9 protein-coding genes and 6 pseudogenes are annotated in these 20535 nt (G+C 59.0%); 6 read left to right on the forward strand and 9 right to left on the reverse strand.

The window, feature by feature from the left end:
- Nucleotides 1-738 precede the first annotated feature (738 nt).
- Entirely contained in the window at nt 739-951 is a 213-nt protein-coding gene (locus EOA85_RS02120) for a cold-shock protein (RefSeq protein ID WP_127208168.1), read from the forward strand.
- Nucleotides 952-1080: 129 nt separating this feature from the next.
- Here the strand turns inward: EOA85_RS02120 and EOA85_RS02125 are convergent.
- Nucleotides 1081-1380: pseudogene (locus EOA85_RS02125) on the reverse strand (MucR family transcriptional regulator); the annotation flags it as partial.
- A gap of 507 nt (nt 1381-1887) precedes the next feature.
- Here EOA85_RS02125 and EOA85_RS02130 point away from each other — a divergent pair.
- A complete protein-coding gene (locus EOA85_RS02130) occupies nt 1888-2934 on the forward strand; it encodes a cytochrome-c peroxidase (protein ID WP_206523224.1) in 1047 nt (348 codons plus the stop codon).
- A gap of 1612 nt (nt 2935-4546) precedes the next feature.
- Nucleotides 4547-4805: pseudogene (locus EOA85_RS38565) on the forward strand (hypothetical protein); the annotation flags it as partial.
- 935 nt (nt 4806-5740) lie between these two features.
- Here the strand turns inward: EOA85_RS38565 and EOA85_RS02140 are convergent.
- The 3 genes and pseudogenes from EOA85_RS02140 to glyA form a co-directional block, all read right to left on the reverse strand.
- Nucleotides 5741-6730: pseudogene (locus EOA85_RS02140) on the reverse strand (adenosine kinase); the annotation flags it as partial.
- 109 nt (nt 6731-6839) lie between these two features.
- Nucleotides 6840-8015 carry a methionine adenosyltransferase gene (gene metK, locus EOA85_RS02145; protein ID WP_127208170.1) on the reverse strand — a complete coding sequence of 392 codons (1176 nt, stop codon included), beginning with the start codon at nt 8013-8015 and terminating at the stop codon, nt 6840-6842.
- Nucleotides 8016-8068: 53 nt separating this feature from the next.
- Nucleotides 8069-9406 carry a serine hydroxymethyltransferase gene (gene glyA, locus EOA85_RS02150; protein ID WP_127208177.1) on the reverse strand — a complete coding sequence of 446 codons (1338 nt, stop codon included), beginning with the start codon at nt 9404-9406 and terminating at the stop codon, nt 8069-8071.
- A gap of 102 nt (nt 9407-9508) precedes the next feature.
- Here glyA and EOA85_RS37230 point away from each other — a divergent pair, with 102 nt between their 5' ends.
- On the forward strand, nt 9509-9706 hold the full coding sequence (locus EOA85_RS37230) for a hypothetical protein (protein ID WP_164759452.1): 198 nt from the start codon (nt 9509-9511) through the stop codon (nt 9704-9706).
- Between the two features lie 1289 nt (nt 9707-10995).
- On the opposite strand, the gene EOA85_RS02160 is transcribed toward EOA85_RS37230, so the two are convergent.
- The 4 genes and pseudogenes from EOA85_RS02160 to EOA85_RS02175 all read right to left on the reverse strand — a co-directional run bounded on the left by EOA85_RS02160 (nt 10996) and on the right by EOA85_RS02175 (nt 16341).
- Complete coding sequence (locus tag EOA85_RS02160) at nt 10996-11196, reverse strand: hypothetical protein (RefSeq protein WP_127208171.1); 201 nt, start codon at nt 11194-11196, stop codon at nt 10996-10998.
- Nucleotides 11197-11827: 631 nt separating this feature from the next.
- Complete coding sequence (locus tag EOA85_RS02165) at nt 11828-12580, reverse strand: carbonic anhydrase (RefSeq protein WP_127208179.1); 753 nt, start codon at nt 12578-12580, stop codon at nt 11828-11830.
- 536 nt (nt 12581-13116) lie between these two features.
- Nucleotides 13117-14363 (reverse strand): annotated as a pseudogene (locus tag EOA85_RS02170) (TolC family protein).
- An 814-nt stretch (nt 14364-15177) separates the two neighbouring features.
- Nucleotides 15178-16341, reverse strand: a complete 1164-nt coding sequence (locus EOA85_RS02175) for a porin (RefSeq protein ID WP_127208172.1) — start codon at nt 16339-16341, stop codon at nt 15178-15180.
- A 350-nt stretch (nt 16342-16691) separates the two neighbouring features.
- Here EOA85_RS02175 and EOA85_RS02180 point away from each other — a divergent pair, with 350 nt between their 5' ends.
- The gene (locus tag EOA85_RS02180) at nt 16692-17147 is read left to right on the forward strand and encodes a hypothetical protein (RefSeq protein WP_127208173.1); all 456 of its coding nucleotides are present in this window, start codon (nt 16692-16694) and stop codon (nt 17145-17147) included.
- A 67-nt stretch (nt 17148-17214) separates the two neighbouring features.
- A pseudogene (hemN, locus tag EOA85_RS02185) lies at nt 17215-18542 on the forward strand (oxygen-independent coproporphyrinogen III oxidase).
- 198 nt (nt 18543-18740) lie between these two features.
- Here hemN and EOA85_RS02190 read toward each other — a convergent pair.
- Nucleotides 18741-20382, reverse strand: a pseudogene (locus EOA85_RS02190) (MFS transporter).
- Nucleotides 20383-20535 lie beyond the last annotated feature (153 nt).

Raw genomic sequence — 20535 nt, forward strand, 5'->3', positions numbered from 1 at the left:
AGCTTGGAATCAAACATCCAGTTGAGGCGGAACTGTCGCCACGTCGATTTACGGACCACCCTCGGCAGAACTCCTTGCACGGGTCACTTAGGGTTACTCAAGGCAGCCGCACGCCCGTCGACGCGCTCTGCTCGTCGCAGGGCCCGGATTGTCTTTCCTTCGGGAAGGTCCAATTCATCTGCCTGAATACGGCCGGCGGCTGCGTGTCGCCTCTACACATTTGCTACCCAACAGCAGCTTGATCCTGCTCAATCTCACGCGCACCAACCGGCACGCCGGATTGTGGAATCTCTCTCGGGCAGCTCCTATCACAAACACCAAGGTCCTCAGATCAAGTAGGAAGTGGCCGATCGACTCGGCGATTGCTTCTGATTTCGGAGACCTGATGGTCCGACGATCAGCGGCCGTGGCGTTAGCGCGCGCCGCCCGTGGTTGCTGGGTCGTCAGCGCATCCTTGCCCACATAGGTAGATGGCAGGTCCCATGATACGATTCGAAAACCAGTGGTAGACGGGGTTCTGCAGAAGCGTTGCAGGCATCGCTTGTCTCTTTAGGCGTTACGAGCGCCAGCGCGGGAGATGCTTCCTGCGATAGGGGGCGGTCATGAGGACCTTGCGAGCCGCTTTGCGATTTGAACCGGGCTTTTCAATTTTCGCTTTTGCTGCCCCTAAAATCTCGGATATGAAACGGACTGGCTTATGGCCTGCCCACATTGCAATCGTTACAAAGGAATACGACTATGGCGACCGGAACGGTAAAGTGGTTCAACAGCACCAAGGGATTTGGATTTATCCAGCCTGACAATGGCGGTCAGGATGTTTTCGTCCACATTTCCGCTGTGGAACGCGCGGGACTCTCGACCCTCACTGACGGCCAGAAGATCAACTATGAGATCGAACAGGACCGCCGCACTGGCAAGTCGTCTGCCAGCAACCTCAGCAAAGTTGGCTGAATTTCTCCTGCGCCCGGGCAAGGGCGGAATGACCGGCACGTAACGAAAGCAAGGCGGGGATGGTCCCCGCCTTTTCACGTTCTATGCCGATGCAGCCGCGGTCCAGACGAATCTATTAGAATAGATGAATCAAGCTGCGACCTTCTTGCGGGTCCGCTTTACAGCAGCCGGCGCTGACGTTTCCGGCTCTTTGGGTCTGCGGCCGAGCCCCATAGTCTTGGCCAATGCCGCGCGTGCCGCAGCATAATTCGGTGCGACCATGGGATAATCCGCGGGCAGCCCCCATTTGGCGCGATATTCGTCCGGGGTCATACCATGGTGGGTCGACAGATGGCGCCTTAGTGATTTGAATTTCTTCCCGTCCTCAAGGGAGATGATGTAGTCCGGTGTCACCGACTTCCTGATCGGGACAGCAGGCTTCAAAGCCTGCAGCTCTTTCTGGGAGACACTTCCTTCTCGACATGATTATTTCGATGGTCGTCCAGCATCGAGATCATCGAGTCGTATCACGCGATCGCGAACGCTGATCTGCCTGGTAATGGCTGTCCCGCAACTGGTTGCTGATTGACTTTCATTTCCGATCTCGTCCATTTGAATTCGGAACAGGAGGAGCCGAAGACGCACAAAGCTTAACTTCGATAACATGAGCCGTGCATTCGACGCGCCAGAAAACCTTCGGCCGCATGAAACACGTTGGCGTTGCTGTGGCATTGTGGCGACGAGCCGTGGAACCTTGAGCACCAAATTGCGTGGCGCGGGCCCCACCTGTTGGAATCCGCTGTCGGAGCGGTGGACACCCCAAATACGGCTTCTGCCGCTCGATTCCATATCGAACCTGGCCGCAGGCCCTATCCTCTCGATCCGCTGATCTAGCGCAAGGCGTCCGCCAACCTAATGTGGAGAATGGTTTCCGTGCACACCGCAAGGAAACCATTTATGAAAGTTCTGTTCATTGCGATGGCGGTTGCGTTGCCGGCAGCCACCGCGTTTGCTGCGCAACTGATCCCCGACCTCAAAGAAGCAGCACTGGCCACCTTCAAGCCCTTGCCATCCACACCGACGGTCGCCAACCCGATCACACCGGAGAAGATCGCCCTCGGCAAGGCGCTGTTCTTTGATACACGACTGTCGTCGTCAGGCGTCTTCTCGTGCAACTCGTGCCACAACTTGGCGACCGGCGGCGACGACAATCATGAAACTTCAATCGGCCATGCTTGGCAGAAGGGGCGGCGTAACGCGCCGACCGTGTTTAACTCTGTCTTCAACAAAGCGCAGTTCTGGGATGGTCGCGCCAAAGACCTGAGGGCTCAGGCCAAAGGACCGATACAAGCCGGTGACGAAATGGCCAACACACCGGACCAAGTTGTCGAAACGCTCAAGTCGATGCCGCAATATGTCGATTGGTTCAATGCAGCTTTCCCTGGTGAGGTCGATCGCGTCACCTTCGACAACTTAGCCAAGGCGATCGAAGCCTTTGAGACCACACTGGTCACGCCCGCCCCCTTCGACGCTTTCCTCAATGGCGACGCCGCCGCCATGAGTTCTGAACAGAAACAGGGCCTGAAGCTTTTCATGGACAAGGGCTGCTCATCTTGCCATGCCGGTACCAACCTTGGCGGGGAAGGCTACTACCCATTCGGCCTTGTTGAGAAGCCTAGCGTCGACGTTCTGCCGGAGAACGACAAAGGCCGACTTGCCGTCACCGATGCAGCCGAGGATTCCTATGTTTTCCGCGTTGCGCCGCTGCGCAACGTGGCACTCACCGCGCCATATTTCCATTCTGGCAAGGTTTGGGATCTGAGGCGGGCCGTCACCATCATGGCGGCCACCCAGCTCGGCGAAGAACTGACGGACGAACAAATCGACCTGCTCGTTGCATTCCTTGGCTCGCTGACCGGAGAGGTTCCTAAGATAACCTACCCCATCTTACCCGCCGAAACGGCGACAACACCTCGACCTCAATCGCAAATCTTGGGTAAATGAACGGCGGAGTTGGCACGGAAGTCTATCGTTGGAAGAGGCGATCGCGCTGCATGAGAACACAAGTGCCTAGCCTGATCCCAATTAAAGACGGCTTCCGTCGCCAGCTCTTGGGCAACAGTTAAGTTTCTGGAGTGAGTCGGACCGGGAAATGTGCAAGCGGCTTTTCTTCCACTGCTCGACAGCAGCTTCTGCGAGCTGAGGCTTTCTCTCGTGTCAGGTGTTCATGCGCGGCAGCGCCTGAATCCGCCGATCACTGTGCGGCCCAGACGAGCCCGAGTGTTGAACGACGCTTCGCCTGAACCAGGTGCGCGGCGCTCGCTGGCCGGCATGCAGCCGTCCCGAACACATGCCGAGCGGATTGGTTCTTGCTCGCAACGCAACCACCGAACGAGGCCCCGCGGGCCCACCCTTGATCAGCAGGCCTGCGCATCCGCCGAAAGCAAGCCAGGCCTGCCCGACTACGTGGTCCTTCATCCAGTGCCGGCTCCGCGCCGACAGGGAGCGCAGCTCGCTCCAAGCTCATAAGCTGCACAGCACCAGTCAGACCGCTGCCGCGTGGTCGTCGCCCTGCGCGAACCTTCGCCCGTCATCATTTAGCGAATGCGTCGAGATTGCCCGCGCCCGCTTGGTTGCCGACGCAAGCCGCTCACGGAGGCGAGCCATTGAGATGCGTTAGGAGCCCTTTACGCTGCGACCCGCATCAACCACTTGAGAGCCACAGCGACGGCCAGGGCCCGCAGAGGGAATTGACGATCGCTGACGAGCAGCCAAAGCGCGGGCTGGTTTCATCGGCGAATGGTGCCGTGACCGCCAGTTGCCGCCTTTCGAATACAAGGTCGAGTTTGAGGCCTATTGGGACGACCAGCTCGCCTTCGGTGGCGAGAGAGCTAGGTCGCCGACCGGGGCGAGAGGCAAATTATCTCCACAAGTGGCAACGTTCTTCTCAGTGGCTCCAACGCCGATTGCATCCAATCCAATGATCCGGGCAATCAGCGCATCCTAGCTTCTGCCGCGGCTCAATCGTCTTCCGCACGAGCCGATCTCATCCCGAGCCGAAAGCCGGCTTCGCGTTCGGTGATGTCAGATGTCCGACAATGTCGGACACGCAACACAGCTGAGTCCGCTTAATCACTGCCCCCAAACGGTTTCCTGATTTGGCACGGTGCATGCGCGGTCATGAAACCGCGCACGGACAACGAGAAGCCATGATCACCTAACCAAAAAAATACTGCCCGGTTCTCCTGGACGGGCACCCAATGTCGAGCAGGCGCATGAACCGCCTGCCATCCGATGCCGTCTCAGGTCGCGCTTGCCATTGGCGGGGTCCGGGGAGCTTCAATCACATCGAACATCGTTTGAGCCATGATCACTGGGCTAAAGCGTGCCCCTGAAGCGCACGTCGCCTGACAGGAAGCGGTCTGAAATGCGGCCAAAGCAAACGTCCAAATTCGCAAATGCACACTCGGGTGCGTTGTTCGGGTCGGTCTTCTCTTCGGCCCCATCGCAATAGCCGTGAGCCTGACGCTGCTAGTACCTGCCTCGGAGAGGGACAATGATGGTCGCCTGGTATCTCACCGTCATCTTCATCTCCGCGTGTCCCTGTTCGCGATCCCTGGAGCAGGGATTTTCTAGCTGGCGACGTCGATTTGCTGACTGAATTTTTAGGGTAAACTCAAGAGGCAGCCTTGGCCTATGGTGAAATCATGTGCGCTACCCTGCGCCAGGGGCGGGGATTGTCGGCGCCCGATGGCATGATCGCCGCAATTGCACGTATAAACGGCGGCCGTGTCGCTACCCGGAATCCGACAGATTTCGAGATGACGGGACTAGAGCTGGCTCGCCGTGGAAACCATAAACGGCCCAGAAAGTAGCGGTGAGGGCGTTAGTCGCGCTTGCAACCGTCCGCTTCCGAGCCCGAATCGATGTGCCGCATGCCAGCGATTTGTTTGAACAAGGCCATCGCTACCGCGCATCCACCGCGTAGCGATCTGCGCCACTTCGTCAGAACGGCCAACCGCCCGAGCTGCTGGTAGAGCCGGCTGCGCCAAGGATTCCGGCCAGGAGAATGAGCGGCTCGGCCTCGCCGGAGGTGCGGCCGTGTGATAGGATGGCGCCATCCAATCCGTGGAAGAGCCGATCGCCGAAACGCGCGTGTCGGTCAGCGTCACGTTGCGATGTTCTGCTCTGGCTCGACCGGGTTCGGTCATGGCAGGCTGGTGATGTTCAACGTCACCTATTCCCTGGGGAACGCCACTATCACCAAGACTGAAAGTAAGATCGCCAGCGCCGCATCAAAGATATTCTGCTATCGTACCCGGATGGGCTGCACGAAGTGATGCGTGCGGCAGTATCAGGCGCACCGCACCTCATCTAACGGCTCTGCATTCGAATCGCTGAGGACTATCGGAAAGATGGTGGCGATGGAGTGCTGCTCGATGACGCCGAGGCATTTGATGCTCATCGAGCAATGTCGGGAAATCAGGAGCAAGGCAACACCGCGCTTGGTTAGGCGACGAGCTCAGAACCGCCATAGCGACCTGAACGAAGGGCCCGGAGCTTCCGATGAAAAGCGAATCCGCCGCTATCAGCACAGTATCCGAGCAATCCGGGTTGCACCGTACCGTCATGCGCCTAAATGGACACGCTTGATCTCGCCGAAATTGAACTCTGGTTAGCTGAAAGCGCCTAAAAGGTCGATCGCCTGAACGGCGCGATCACGGGCCGAAAGCCGCCACTAAAGGGGCATGCGCGTGCGACATTTCAATTTACCTGCGCTCCCCAACCAGCCGTTGGAAATATTTAGATGGACCAGCCCCGCCTGCTCAGCCTCGCGGCGCAAATTCTGCCTCGGCCTTGGCCCGATCTGCTGGATGACGAGCCCGGCCGCCAGCGAGCCGAGATCGCCGCAATGCTTCAGGCTGCGCCCTTGCGTGTAACCGTAGAGGAAGCCGGCGGCATAGAGGTCTCCGGCGCCGGTGGTGTCGACCAGCTCCCGGATTTTGGTCGCCTCGACGGTGACGGTCTCGTCGCCGCGCACGATGACCGAGCCCATTTCCGAGCGGGTAACCGCGGCGATCTTGCAGTCCTTGCGGATCTGGCCCAGCGCCTCGTCGAAGGAGGCGGTCTGGTAGAGCGCCTTGATCTCATGGCTGTTGGCAAAGACGATGTCGACGGTGCCTGAGCGCATCAGGTCCTGAAACTCGTCGCGATAACGGTCGACGCAGAACGAATCCGACAATGTCATCGACACTTCGCGCCCGGCTGCATGGGCGAGCTTCGCCGTCTGCCGGAACGCTTCCTTGGCGCGCGGCGGGTCCCACAGATAGCCCTCGAAATAGGTGACCGCGGCGCCCGACGCCTTGTCGGCCTCGACATCCTCCGGGCCGAGTTCGACGCAAGCGCCGAGATAGGTGTTCATCGAGCGCTCGCCGTCCGGCGTGACGAAGATCATCGAGCGCGCCGTCGGCGGTTCGCCGTTGAGCGGCCTGGTGTCGAAGGCGACGCCCTGGGCATGCATGTCATGCGCGTAGATTTCGCCAAGCGTGTCGTTCGAGACCTTGCCGAAGAAGGCGGCGCGACCGCCGAAGCTGGCGACGCCCGCCGCCGTGTTGCCGGCGCTGCCGCCGGAGGTTTCGATGGCCGGGCCCATGCGGCTGTAGAGCAGCTCGGCGCGCCTTGTGTCGATCAGGTTCATCGCGCCCTTGATGATGCCGTTGGTTTCGAGGAATTCCTCCTCGCACTGGGCGATGATGTCGACAATGGCATTGCCGATGCAAAGCACGTCATAATCCGGCATCAATATCTCCGCCAACGAGTCACCGGCTTTCTGCTATGCCGGCCGCGGCCGGGTTTTTTTGGCAAGCGTGGAATGGGCTGCCGTATGCGCTTGACCCAACATCGGCGCATCAAGCAGCTGCCGGTCCTGCCTCACGCAGCAGGTCGTTAGCTCTGTCCGTCCTTTCCCAGGTGAACTCCGGCTCTTCCCGGCCGAAGTGTCCGTATGTCGCGGTCTTGCGGTATATCGGGCGTAAGAGATCAAGCATTTTGATGATGCCTTTTGGTCGGAGATCGAAAAGCTCAAGAACTGCGCGCTCGATCCTTTTTTCGTCGATCTTTGCGGTTCCGAATGTATTGACGAGGATAGAGACCGGCGCGGCCACACCGATCGCATAAGCAAGCTGAACCTCGCAGACCTCCGCAAGTCCGCTGGCAACGACATTTTTTGCGACGTACCGCGCCGCATAGGCGGCCGACCGATCAACCTTGGACGGGTCCTTGCCCGAAAAGGCACCCCCGCCGTGACGCCCCGTCCCGCCGTAGGAATCGACGATGATCTTCCGTCCAGTGAGGCCGCAGTCGCCGGCAGGCCCACCGAGCACGAACCGGCCTGTCGGATTGACCAGGAACCTTATCCCCGTCGTATCCAAGTCGTAGGGCAAGACCGGCCTTATGATCTCCTCAATGACGCCTTCGCGGACTGTGGCTTGTGAGACCTCCTCGTCATGCTGCGTCGACAGGACTATGGTATCAAGCGCTACCGGGCGCAAACCCTCATAACGAACGGACACTTGAGATTTAACGTCCGGGCGAAGCCAGCCAAGGCGTCCGGTTTGGCGCACCTCTGCCTGTTTTTTTGTCAATTCGTGAGCGAGTTGGATTGGCAACGGCATCAATGTTCCGGTCTCATTGCACGCGTACCCGAACATGAGGCCCTGATCCCCCGCTCCCTGCTCGAGATCCTGCCCTCGTCCCTCGTCGACGCCCTGGCTGATGTCGGGCGACTGCTCGGATAAGGCCAGGATCACGGCGCAACGCCGGCCGTCAAAGCCGATCGCATCGTTATCATATCCAATGTCCAAAATGATATCGCGGGCAACCTGGCTGTAGTCGATCTGCGCGTGACTGGTGATCTCGCCAGCCACAACGACCATCCCCGTCTTCACCAACACTTCACAGGCGACGCGAGCCTTAGGATCCTTACGAAGGATCGCATCGAGGACGCCATCTGAGATATTGTCGGCCATCTTGTCGGGATGTCCCGCGCCGACGGATTCGGAAGAGAACACGAATTGTCTGGTCATGGAATGTCCTCGTTTCAAACGTTGGATTAGATGTGACAGTTGATCTGTCCGTCTTACCTGTCGGAGATGCCAGGTACGTCGAACGCAGCACAGAAGTCGGCAACGTCTCTGCGCACGCGGGCATGCACGTCCGAATCATCGGGCTGGCCGCAAACCAGGTCGATGAAGGCGGCGATCTGCAGCATTTCCGCCTCGCGCATGCCCACAGACGTCACTGCTGGCGTCCCTAACCGAATGCCGCTGGTGAGCGCGGGATGGCGCCGGTCGCCCGGCACCATATTGAAATTCGTAATGATACCTGCTTGCGACAAGCGCTCGGCATAGGCTTTCCCGGACAGCGGCCGGTCCCGAAGATCAAGGATCAGCATGTGATTGTCAGTGCCCCCGGTGACGAGTTCGTAACCTCGCTCCAGAAGCGCCTGGGCCAGAGCCTTCGCATTGTCGACGATCTGCTGACCGTACACACGGAAGGACGGGGTCCCTGCTTCGTGCAGAGCGACAGCTAGCGCGGCAATCGTATTCATGTGCGGTCCGCCCTGGAGGAGAGGGAACACGGCACGGTCTATGCGTTTGGCCAGATTGTGTTTGCTCTTGGAATGATAGAGCGCCTGATAGCGGTCTTCATTCCTTGACAATATGAAGCCACCGCGGGGGCCGCGGATCGATTTGTGAGAGGTGCTGGTGACTACATCGCAATGGGGCACGGGGTTCGGATGCACTCCTGCGACAACCAGGCCGCTGATGTGGGCGATGTCAGCCACCAGATACGAGTTCACCTCCGAAGCAATTTCGGCCATTGCCGCGTAGTCAAAAATACGCGGATAAGCAGTTCCGCCGACCCAAATTAGCTTCGGGCGTTCCCGCTTGGCCGTCTCGCGCAAGCGGTCATGGTCAATCTGCTGCGTCTTTTCGTGCAGCCCGTACGGAACTCGCTGATAGTCAGTGCCCGAGAAGTTGACGACCCAACCGTGAGTCAGATGCCCGCCGCCGGGGAGGGTCAAGCCCATCATCTTGTCTCCCGGACACAACAGCGCTCGACAGACAGCCTGGTTGGCTGGCGAGCCTGAATAAGGCTGCACGTTGGCGTGCTCACTGCCAAATAGCGCTTTCAGGCGCTCGATCGCGAGGGTCTCAAGCTCATCGACGATCTCGTTTCCGGCGTAGTAGCGCGCGCCGGGATATCCCTCGGCATACTTGTTGGTGAAAATAGACCCGGTCGCTTCCAATACCGCCGAGGACGCGAAGTTCTCGGAGGCGATAAGTTTGAGGGTCGTCCGCTCCTGGCGCTCCTGTCTTAAAAGCAGCTCGTGAACGCGAGAATCTACGGCGGCCAGGTGAGGCCACCCGCAAGTGTCAGGCTCCGCGATGGCGCCGCCAGTCGAATTGTTCATATCAGCTTCGCGCTCCATGCGGACTAAGTTTCAGGACAAGCAGGCGGTCACCTTGGACCGCGCGCCCTGTATCGCCTCCAGGCGCAGAAGGTCTTGTCTGTGATGGCCATCGCCGTGGGGCAGGAGATCAACCAACAATTGAACCAAGCCGCCGTCAGAGCCTCCTGCTTCGAGGTGGTACGAAGGCCAGGGGCGCTGTTCGTTGCCGAGAAGAAAGCCGGCTCTGGCGAGCTGTCGGACATGTCCGATAACGTGCTCGCGGGGCAGAGCCAGAACTTCTGCCAGCTCGCAGACGGTTAGGTCCGCATGCGCGCAAAGTCCCAGGATCCGAAGCCGATCAAGATGAGCCGCCGCCCTTAGGCTCCTGACCAGTTTTATGATCGGTTGGGCGGTCGTCCTATTGATTCCGTCCACTTCGCGTCCTCCAGACCTTCAGAGGAAATTTTCTTGTCCGACAGGAGCAATACGCTCGACCGGCAGGCAACTCGTTTCCCGGCCAACATGGGTGCTCTTGCCGGCATTGCATTAAACCCGCTGCAGTTTTGGCTCGGTACACGGCGCCACGGTCTCGACCCACTTGCGTCAGATGAAACATAACCATTCCCAGCGGTTTGGAGTGCTAAGAGTCTACGATTTTCTTTGAAGGATCTGTTGCAAGCAGGCCATCGGCTAAGATGGGCGGCTGGTCCGATGAGGATACAATACAGGCCCACTATTGACCCCATTGTCGTGATCGTTTCAGCATTCAGCTTTTGGTCGACCTTCGAGGAGCATCTCGTTGCGGCCGCCGCCCAGAACGCAGCATGCCTGTGAGGACCTGGGTCCGACGCGACAGGGGGCGATGGTGCCACGGCGTCTGCCTGAACAGCCAAGTGTGGCGTTCATCCGCGTCGCTCAGGTAGGCTAAGGCAACCGGCAAGATGATCGCGCCACTCAGTGGCTGCCAGTGTGAGTCCTTCCTGAGGATCTGGTCGATGTCGCGCGAGTCGAGCCGCACCTGCTGGTCACAATGGTGTGTGTCGCCCGTCGATCTGCGGAATCAATTGCGAGTGTTCCCTATCTTCCACCCGACCGCAGTGATCGGTCAGTCCCACAGCCAATGTTCGCGTTTTCGTGGCCGAACTGAAGAGCTCTGGCCAAAGCCAGCTGCACTACGCCGTTTCCGAAACGTCTAGTCACATTTGGCGAAGTGCTTGTTGGAATTGGTGAATCCGTGACACATTATCGCCACCGTTTAGCCGCGGCGTTGTCCCAATCTTCCACGAGATAGCCGGCGTTGCCCTGAGACGGTTCGGTCCGGCACCGGCTCAAACCAGCCCCCCGCTCAAGGGTCAGTGCCGGATCGAACCACCCTGCATCTCTTCTGAAAGAAATCAGGTGCGACGCCAGCTCGCAATGGGGCGAGCCGCTCACGCTGATGCTCAAGCTGGTCAGGTTCGACTCGAGCCCTGGTAAAGCTGGATGGTACCAATCGGCACCGGCGCATTTCGCACGCCAATCCAGAACCTTGTGGATGTTGCCGCGGTCGACAGGTCCAACACAGCGCTGGCGCTCCAGTGGCCGTCCAGAGCATTTTTCCCCTTCCGTCATCAGAGGTGACGACCGAGCTCCCGATAGGCGTTGATCTTGACCAGGAAATTACAGCCGAGGATCACCCGCTCGCTCTCAGGATGATAGATGCTGGGGAATGATGCTCGTCCGCGCGCGGCCTCGTCGCGCACCAATTCGGGTGCGGCGAATAAGGAAGCACCGCGCCGAACGGCTCCGTCGTGCTGCAGCTTGCCGTTCAATCTTCAAGGCCGAGGTTCTCGCGGAGGGCGACGAACTCCATTTCGGGCGTACTGATACCGCCGCATCGTTACCGAGGTGATAGCAAAGCAAAGTGCCCGTGGATGGAAGAGATCGTCTCGGGTGTCCTGCAATCGAGGTCGGTCCGCGTGAGACGACGGCAGAGAGAGGTTGCAGGGAGGGAGGTCGCCTGATGCATCACCCCCCAGGTGGCACCTGGACAACTTCCATGCCTCCCAGAAAACTTGGTGTTTGCCAAAAGTTCCGACCGGTATCGATCCCAGGCAGGTCGCACAATGTGCTTCGGAGTCGCTTGGGAAACAGGACGCCTATATCTCATCCTGCAGAAGAAACTCAATGGCGCGAAGCTTGCGATCGGGGTCGACCGGCTCGACTATACCAACGATATCGACGCGCCGATCAAAATCTTCGGGTTACGCGTGCAGTGCGGCGTCAGGCCTAGAAATTAGATCGTTTCCTGCCGCGCTTGCCCACGCATCGCAGCGCGACCGACCAACTTGGTCTTGGTCCGCACCAAGGTGAGGCTGAGCTCCCAAAGGGCCTCTGCGACGCGGAGCGATGACGTCGATATAGCGCGTCAGCCGGGCCTTGCCCCGTGACGGTGGCGGGACCTCAGCCCAGGCCTAGGATGAAGCGCCGATTGGGTGAACGGATAGGCCGCGCGTTCAACGGATAGAGTGAGGTAAATCGCTCCATGTCTGCTGGGTCGACGTCAACCGGTTCCATTGCAACCATCCACTCGACGTTTTCGGTGCATGGCGGCGTCGTCAATGATCCTTCATATGTCCAGTAGGCAAGCGAAGCCGGCAAAAACTCGTTGGGGTCGACCTCGTCGACCGCTGTCTCCTCGCCTGAGGTTGCGGGAAATGCTGCGGCAAGGCTGGCAAAGCTGGCATTTGTCGCGCCCGGCGTCAGAAACACGCCCAGCACACCCACAGTATCGCTGTCGGCGTCTTTATGGACGAAATGCGCTTCCATCGGAAAACTCCTGCCCGCGACGTGGTGTTCGCTCGGCGCATGGAAATGGAACTGTAGCAGGTCGTAGACACGATCCCCGCGGGTGAGCGTGCTGCCTTGCGGCAGGTTGACTTGAATGGTGTGGCCGTTGTTCACCATCCTGCCGCCGCCCTTGTGCCAACCTATGGCGATTTGGGGAATATCCGCCTTGATGGCGCCCTTGACATCGATCGGCGATTGCTGCGTGCCCGCCGAGCAGACGAAATTCCTTTCATCCAGATCGCCCCAGTGTTCGGGTCCTGCCGGGCCGGCATATCCCCAATGGGTACTGGCCGCCCGCGCGGCTTCAGCGCTAATGGCACACCCGCCGAGTGCAACGAACCCTTTGATCAGATTACGACGATGCATATTGCTTCGCTCCTGGATTTGAACCGAGCTTTTGATTGAGGTTGTTATGGTGGGAGCTGCAGTCGCAACTACGATGTGGCAACATCGTCGCAATTGCGCCGAACAGCTCGGTATGCGACCAGCGCGTCGCTCAGGGCTTCACGTCACCGGATACAGGACATCGTCGCCGGGACCGCCATCACCAATATGCGGTTTGTCGCGGCCATTGTCGCCCGCTAGATGGCCCAGCTATCTGCGGCGAATACGTGATCGTTGCCTCCACGACCACCGTTTGCCCTGGCAATCCAAACCATACGACCTCTCTTCAGAAGATGGTCTCGGCACCCGGGCCTCCCATGCAACTACTCCGATGTTGCCCACCGCGCCAAGTTACGCCTTCATATTCAACATCGCACAACTAGAGAAATCGAATGCTTCGATAAATAGCATCGACGATATGGATGCATTCACGCCCATGCGCGGCGCTGCTGACGACGCCCCTGTGCTCGGATCGGTGGAGTGACTCTGAGTGCATGTGGGTACATCCGCTCGACAGCTTATCGCCCATCCGGCGTGCGTAGGCCGATCCACTTGTCTTTGACATCGTTGTAGTGTTGTTCCGGCCTGTATTTTATCACCTGCAGGTTGAGACGCTCGGCCGACAGGTGACCGATTGCCTGTAGGATCCCATAACTCGCCACCACGACGTCATGTTTGGCTTTGGCTTGATTGATCATCCCGGTGATGACTGCGCCTGGGCATTGAGAACGTCGAGCGTGGTGCGCTGGCCGACATCGCGCTCCTCGACGACGCCATTCAAGGCAAGCTGCGCAGCGGCAATCACCTGACTGAGCGACTCTTTATTCTGTCGTACAAGCGCCGAAGCGCGGCCACCCGAATAGATCGGTATGGTCAATTTCGCGCCGATGCTAGCTGAATTGGTCGTACCGTCCTGTTGGCTGGCAATAGGCGAGGTGTTGCTATAGGCGCTCGAGACGCCGGCGGAAGCGGATAGTTGCGGCAGCAGCGCACGTTCGGCCGATTTCACCGAAAACGCTGCCGCGTCGATCAGATGCTCCGAGGCGAGAATGGTGGGGTGCTCGCGTGATGCAGTCACGAGTGCCGCATCGAGACTCGCCGGCAAAAGCTTCGACAGCGGCGAAGCGGCCCTGAGCCTCCCCGGCTCGTGGCCGACTAACTGACGATAAGTCGCCGCGCTTACCAGGACCTGCTCACGGGCGGCGGCCAATTGCTCCACGGCAGAGGCGCGCAAAGCGTCGGCCTGAGCGACAGTACGCGTGACTTCGCCGATCTTGAAGCGTAACGCGCAGCTCGCGCCTGCTCGGTCAGGAACCGCGCGTTTTGATGCGTCGGCACCGATACCTGCCGGTCGCGAACGACATCCATATAGGCCTGGGCTGCTTTGAACAGGATGTTCTCTTCAGTGTCGCCCAGGCTTTCTACCGAAGCTCTTACCTGCGATTCGGCGGCCGCGACATTGTTCCTCGTCTGAAAACCGTCGAACAGCGTCTGCTTGATCTGCACGCCATATTCGCCGGTCGTCATGCGCTTGTTTTTACTTCTTCCCGTTTACATGGCTGCTGGACTGATCGATGGTCGCGAAACCCTCGATCGTCGGGCGCCACCCTGATTTTGCGATTGCCACGCTCTCGTCGGTGACGCGAACATTGGCGCGGGCCGACAGAGAAGAATCGTTCTCATATGCCTTCGATAGGGCTCCCAAAATGCTCTCGCCCGAAGCGTTCGAGGAGAGCGGTACAGTCGCTATAATCAAGAATGCCAGTCCGGCCAGTCTCTTACTTGGTCGCAAATTCTTTCTCCAATTATGAACGCTGGACAATCGCGGGCGCAGGGGTGCACGGCCCCCGCGTTGAACGCACCCAGAATGCCCGGGTCGCAACTAAGACGCTGTTGGAGGCGCCACCTGCGTGCGTATCTGCGCCTGCAACGCTGTGGTACCGCGGTCAGCTTTCGCGAAGGCTGATAAATTGAACAATAGATTGTTTGGATCTGGATCATCCAAATCATGGATACATTCCGCACATCCCCGGAGCTGCCGTTGGACGAGACATTCGCACCAAAGGGCGGCCGATTGCGACACCTGCGACTGTTGTCCGAGATCGCCTCTCCGACCTCCTGCCCGACTGACTCACTGGAGCGGAGCTCGATTCATCAATAAGGGAGTACCCCTGCGGCGATTGCGCGGGTAGGTGCGTAGCCGCGCGATGGCCGCACTCACAACCACCTCACCCAGTTTATGCTTCGTGCCGCGGCCGTGTGCGCGCGTTCACTTTCAGAGCGTCGAACGCAACGAGGAGATTGAGGCCCCAAATTTGGCTTAGTCGATAGAGTGGACGGGCAACAGCCAATGTCGGACAGTGATTATTGAGGTGTTCTGATATCCCGGCTTTGCGACGATCGCCCAGGTCGGCTTGCAACGCCGGTGCACGAAGGCAAACTTGTCAATCTCGGACGAGATCGACCTCGCTCGACGGAACGTGGTCACTCACACGCTGCTTTGTGTTGGATTGCTGCCGTGGTGCTTGCACTAGGACTTGCAGGTTTCCGTCAACCACCAAGACGCAGATTTCGTTCGGTCAAAATGAGCTCTGGAAACGGAGTATGCCAGCCAGGCTGTTCTTTTTGCCGGCGCCAGTCCAATTCACCCCGGCAGGGTCGGCCGTGCCGAGGCCGAAGTTGCCGTAATGGTAATAGTCGACTTCGGCTGTGACTGTGAAACCTGGAACGACCATATAGGCGATGTTTGCAGCCACACCAGAGTTCCTGAGCTGATCACCCGATACCTGAAGGTTGAACGAGGTTTTCTCGTCGAACTCGTAAGTGGCGCCGGCCCAGAAAGCCCAGTTGCCGCCCCAAGTTTTGTAGAAGCCGCGACCATGACCGGCGACTGCGTTGGTTGGGTCATCGTTGAGATTGCCAATGGAGCCGTAGCCGAACATTCCGAATAGCGACAGGTCATCTGTGACTTGGACGTCAACGCGGACCTTGCCGGCCAACGCTTCGTAGTTGCTGTCACGAGCGATCACGCCGGTGATCGCGCCCCACCCCTGCGTCTGTTTCACGCCGACGACGACGTGTGGAACATGGCTGTCGATAGTACCGACTGCACCCGATCCTTGTTCGAGGGAAACCACTGCCGAAAAGCCATTACTGGCATCGAAGTAGTACTGAGCCACGTTGGCATCGAAGTCGCCGTACGGAACGAGTATGTTATCGAGGACGTTACCAGCGTAGCCTATAAACGTATCGAACGCCGGCCCGTCCTTACCAATTCGGAGGCCACCAAGCTGCATCCAGGCGGAACCCAACGTGACGCCGCTGTTGAAGGCATTGTTCTTCTGAGGACTCTCCGGACCCGAATAAGCGTTGCGGTTGCCGAAGTTGATGCGAGTTTCGGTATAGGTCCTCAACGCGCCGAGCTCGGTCTCTTGGCCGGTCCAAGTTTTGAACGTGAAACGCCCGTTCTTTCGCCACGTCCCCTGAGCCTCGCCAGTTCTCAGATCGGAGGTTCTTGCCCCGTCATACGATCGGACATCGCCGAGGCCGATGTCGTAACGGATGTAGCCGCCGATGCGCAGGCAGGTCTCGGTGTCGGGGATATAAGAGTATCCCGAACCGTAGGCGTCGCAGATCTTGACGTATTCGGTCGGGTCCGGCGCGGAGACTTCGTCAGCTGCGCAAGCGACCGAAACGGAGATCAGGGCCGCAGCTGAGCCGAGAAAAAGGCTCCTTACATTCATTCTGGATCTCCAATCAAAGATTAAATGCGGAGAGCGTCAAAGGGCGAGCCGTTGGCCATCCCGCGAGCAAAAAAAGATGTGCATCCGTCGGTCTTCAATGCAGAGCAGCAAGCGACGTGCCATCCTGAAGACGTAACTCCGTGCTGACACTTGGATGGCCGGCGCAACTTCGTCGCGCTCCCTTCTTTTTGATTTGGGGGGCAGGCTGCGCGCGAAAGCAGACGTAGGGCACGGTTCGTCTGTTCGATCTGTGACACTTTTGTTGGATTCCGACAGCATTTGTTCGCCGTGAAGCCTCTGGGTCGAAACATCATGCCCCCCGCCGGTTGGTAGGTCAGGCGGGAGCCCCGTTGCGCGGTGCCGAGCGTGGCGCGTTCCGTTTTGCGGCGGCACATGCGAATTCTCGCCTTGTGCGACTCACCTCGCTCTGCGCCGAGCGCGATCTGGCGTCGATCATGCGCCTCGCGGCTCAGCTGCTTTCAGCGACCGGTCAGCAGGCTCTTAGGACCGCGGCGGACCTGCTGATTACGTCGACCACTTCCCTGATAGACAGCGCGCGAGAGCCAAATGGTCTTGGCGGGCAATCGAAAAAAAGAGCTCGCCAGATGCTGGGAATCGCTACCCGAGGCGCGCTACCAGTCGGAGAGCAAGGCAAAGTGGTCCCGGTCATCTCGCAGCATATGGCGATACCGCGCTACGGCGTCTCGTCGAGAAAGGGGCAGACTGAAGGGGAAGCGGTGGTAAATCGCCGTGTCAGGAATGACATTAACCCATACAAGTTCGCGGCGAAAAGCCGGACGGACTGACATAGCTCAAGGACAGAAGGAGAGGGCAGCGACAAGGATGTTGGTCCGCGGCATGGAACGATAGCTCTTGCAGACCTCGATCCTGACAAAATATCGCGAGGCCCGACTGCCTTGGTACACCATCTATACGACTGTGCCGGACTTCTCCACGACAGTCGGTGCGGAGGATTATGAGGAATGGCTGAGGGGCCTGCCTGCCGGCGATTCGGTGTCGCTCTATGTCCACATTCCGTTCTGCCGATCGATGTGCTGGTATTGCGGCTTCCCTACCACAATCACCCGCCGGGATGGGCCGGTTCTTAACTGTCTGACGGTGCTGCGTGAGGAGATTCGTTTGGTCTCTGAGCAAGCGCCGCAGGCGCTGCCCGTGAGCGACGTCCATTTCGGCGGCGGAACACCGACCCTCATCGGGCCAGCGGAGTTCTTGGACTTGATGGTACTCCTGCGCCGCCGCTTCGCGTTCAGCAAAGCGACCGCCGTCGCAGTCGAGATCGACCCACGCGCGTTCACGGCCGAGATGGCCGAAACCTTAGGAGTAGCGGGCGTGAACCGGGCAAGCCTTGGCGTGCAGAGCTTTGACCCCAAAGTTCAAAAAGCGATCAACCGGGTCCAGAGTGAGGCGCAGACTGCGGCCGCCGTCGAAAATCTCCGCGGGCATGGAATCAGCCGTATCAATTTCGACCTCATCTTCGGTCTCCCTAAACAGACTGTGCAGTCCTGCGTCCAGACCGCGATGGCGGCGGTCGCCATGCGCCCCAACCGGGTCGCGGTGTTCGGCTACGCGCACATTCCTTCCGTGATAAGAATCAGTGCCTGATCGAGGAGGCAGCTCTACCGGATAGCGATGCCCGTGCCGAACAGGCTGCGGCCGTGGCCGAGACGCTGATAGCCGCCGGTTACCGAGAGATCGGGCTCGACCATTTCGCATTGCCGGACGACGAACTTGCCCTGGCGCAGAAAGCCGGTCGCCTGCGCCGCAACTCGCTGGGTTATTCGGCCGATACGTGCAAAACTCTGATCGGTTTCGGCGCTTCTGCTATCGGCCGCATCGGCGGGGGTTACGTCCAGAACGAGGTCACACGGGATCGTTATACCCGGCACATCGCGGCGGGCCGTCCGGCGACGTCAAAGGGCTATCGTCTCACCGACGAAGATCGCGTGCGAGCCGCAATCATCGAGCGGCTGATGTGCGATTTGGAGGCCGACGTGCCGGCCATCTGTGCCGCCCACCAATTTGATCCGCTCCGTTTTGTCGATTCCGCTGAACGCTTGGCGATGCTGGCCAAGGATGGGATTGTGGACATCGAAGATGGTTTCATCCGCGTGCGGCAGGAACATCGCTTTGTGGTTCGTGCTGTTGCTGCCGCATTCGATGCTTTTCTTGCGAATCGCTGAGCGAAGGCCAAAGGGAACCCGATGGAATTACCACCCGCCAGGGTGGAAAGCTGGCCGGCCTTCAGAACAACGGCAGCGGGGCCGCCCCTGGCCGTCTACGGCGTTTTGGTTCTTAGTGGGTTAAGGCCTGGTTCTGGGCACGACCTTTTCGTCGCAGCTTGGGCACATTGTGAACCATGTGCTCTCTTCGTCATGGCGTCACCTCGGAGGACGAGAAAACATTGTTGAGGGACGGGTACGAGCTGCCTCAGTCGTTCGTTCAATCGAAAGCACTGTCTGCGGAGGCAGCTCTCCTTCATGCAGTGCCAGGAGATGCTGGCCGACTTCCTTATCCGCTGCCGTGAGCCGATGATTTAGACGAAGAAAATCCATCCAGGTTGGGGTGCGGAATGTCTCCGTCCAAAGTGACGGCGTTTGAAGATTTCGCTGGAGCGTCCAGTTTCGTGCACCTGCACGGCTCTGAACGTGCCGCCTGGCGCGCATGTAGCCCAGAAAGCTCGATATTCTCCTCCGATATTGAATACTCGACCTTGGCCACGATAGGGCCACTTCTGGGCTTCAGATCGAGTGCCACGTCCCGGGGATGAAAATCCGAACTTTCCTGATCCGTTTCTTCCCACGGACGGACCGGCAACAGTATTCCCGCAGCTGCAACCAGCAACAGAGCGCCCGCGGCGCCCTCCAATGCTGAGGTCAAGGAATAGTTTTGCGCGACAGAACCCCAGATCCAGCCGCCAGCAGCCATACCGCCTGCGCTCAAGGCGTAGTAAATGGAGAGCGTGCGGCCTACAACCCACCTTGGGCTTGCCAACTGCACCGACACGTCAATGCCCGTCCAGGTGATAAGCCAACCCGCTCCGCCGAGCGCCAGCGAAATGGCCGCCACAGGAACCGACGATGTCAGGGCAAGGGAGAGGCAACAGACTGCACAAGCCACAGAGGCGAAGGCCACCAGCCTGTTTTGAGACGTGACCTTCCTCAAGAAGCCGTTGCCCATGCCCGCGATGAAAGCACCCATGCCGAAGCCGGCCAATAAGATACCGTAGACAATTGGCCCACTCTTCAACTGATCCCGGACGACGAGAGGGAGCAACGCCAGAATGGAGATGCTTGCCAATCCGAAAAGAGCTGCTCGGGCGGTCGCTGCCCTGATCTCCAAAGACATCGCCGTAAAGCGCACTCCGTCATGAATTGCCGTCGTCATTCTCTCACGAGGGAGAGGCGAAGAGCGGACCTCCCATTTGGTGCGCCATATCGCGCTTATAGGCGCCAGATCACTCACCGCAGCCAAGGCGAAAGCGGCCAGCGGCCCAAAGACGGCCAGGATCACGCCCCCCAAGGCCGGACCAACGCTGCGCACAATGTTGTATCCGACGGACATAAGCGTCACTGCGGCCGGAATGTCGCGTTTGTGAAGGATATCGCCGACCGAAGCGTGCCAGGCCGGATCATTCAAGGCAAAGCCGCAGCCGGCCAGGAAACCTAACCCGAGAATCAGCCAAGGACTGACAAATCCCAGACCCACAGAAATCATCAGCGTCGTCGACGCCGATGCTATCAGGCAGTGTCCCGCAAACATCACCCACCGGCGGCTGAAGTTGTCGGCAATGGCTCCGGCGAAAACTGAGAGGAAGAACACCGGCAATGTAGATGCGGCCTGGACGAGTGCAACCATAAGGTCGGACGCAGAAATCGTTGCCATAAGCCAACTGATGGCGACCGTTTGCACTAGCCAACCCAGGCTGGAAATCTGGGTGGCCGTCCAAATTGAGCGAAACACCTTGTTTCGAAATGGAGCCAGCGTCTTTGAAACGGGCGGTTGAGGATTTTCGCTCTGCATGAGGTTTTGCTGGCCTTCGATGAGCGCTGCGATTTGAGCAAGCGGTTCGGTACTTAGACATCGCGGAGCACCGCACGGAACCAGCTCTATGGAGCTTGCCGGCGACTATTTACGTATTGAGCCATTCTCATAGTCTCATTCATGAGCAGTCCT

It is taken from the genome of Mesorhizobium sp. M5C.F.Ca.IN.020.29.1.1, assembly GCF_003997375.1.
GTDB lineage: Bacteria > Pseudomonadota > Alphaproteobacteria > Rhizobiales > Rhizobiaceae > Mesorhizobium > Mesorhizobium wenxiniae.

Excerpts from the sequence above, each read along its gene's own strand:
- EOA85_RS02120 (WP_127208168.1), top strand. The coding sequence starts at position 739 with ATGGCGACCGGAACGGTAAAGTGGTTCAACAGCACCAAGGGATTTGGA.
- EOA85_RS02130 (WP_206523224.1), top strand. The coding sequence starts at position 1,888 with ATGAAAGTTCTGTTCATTGCGATGGCGGTTGCGTTGCCGGCAGCCACC.
- metK (WP_127208170.1), bottom strand. The coding sequence starts at position 8,015 with ATGACCAGACAATTCGTGTTCTCTTCCGAATCCGTCGGCGCGGGACAT.
- glyA (WP_127208177.1), bottom strand. The coding sequence starts at position 9,406 with ATGAACAATTCGACTGGCGGCGCCATCGCGGAGCCTGACACTTGCGGG.
- EOA85_RS37230 (WP_164759452.1), top strand. The coding sequence starts at position 9,509 with ATGGCCATCGCCGTGGGGCAGGAGATCAACCAACAATTGAACCAAGCC.
- EOA85_RS02165 (WP_127208179.1), bottom strand. The coding sequence starts at position 12,580 with ATGCATCGTCGTAATCTGATCAAAGGGTTCGTTGCACTCGGCGGGTGT.
- EOA85_RS02175 (WP_127208172.1), bottom strand. The coding sequence starts at position 16,341 with ATGAATGTAAGGAGCCTTTTTCTCGGCTCAGCTGCGGCCCTGATCTCC.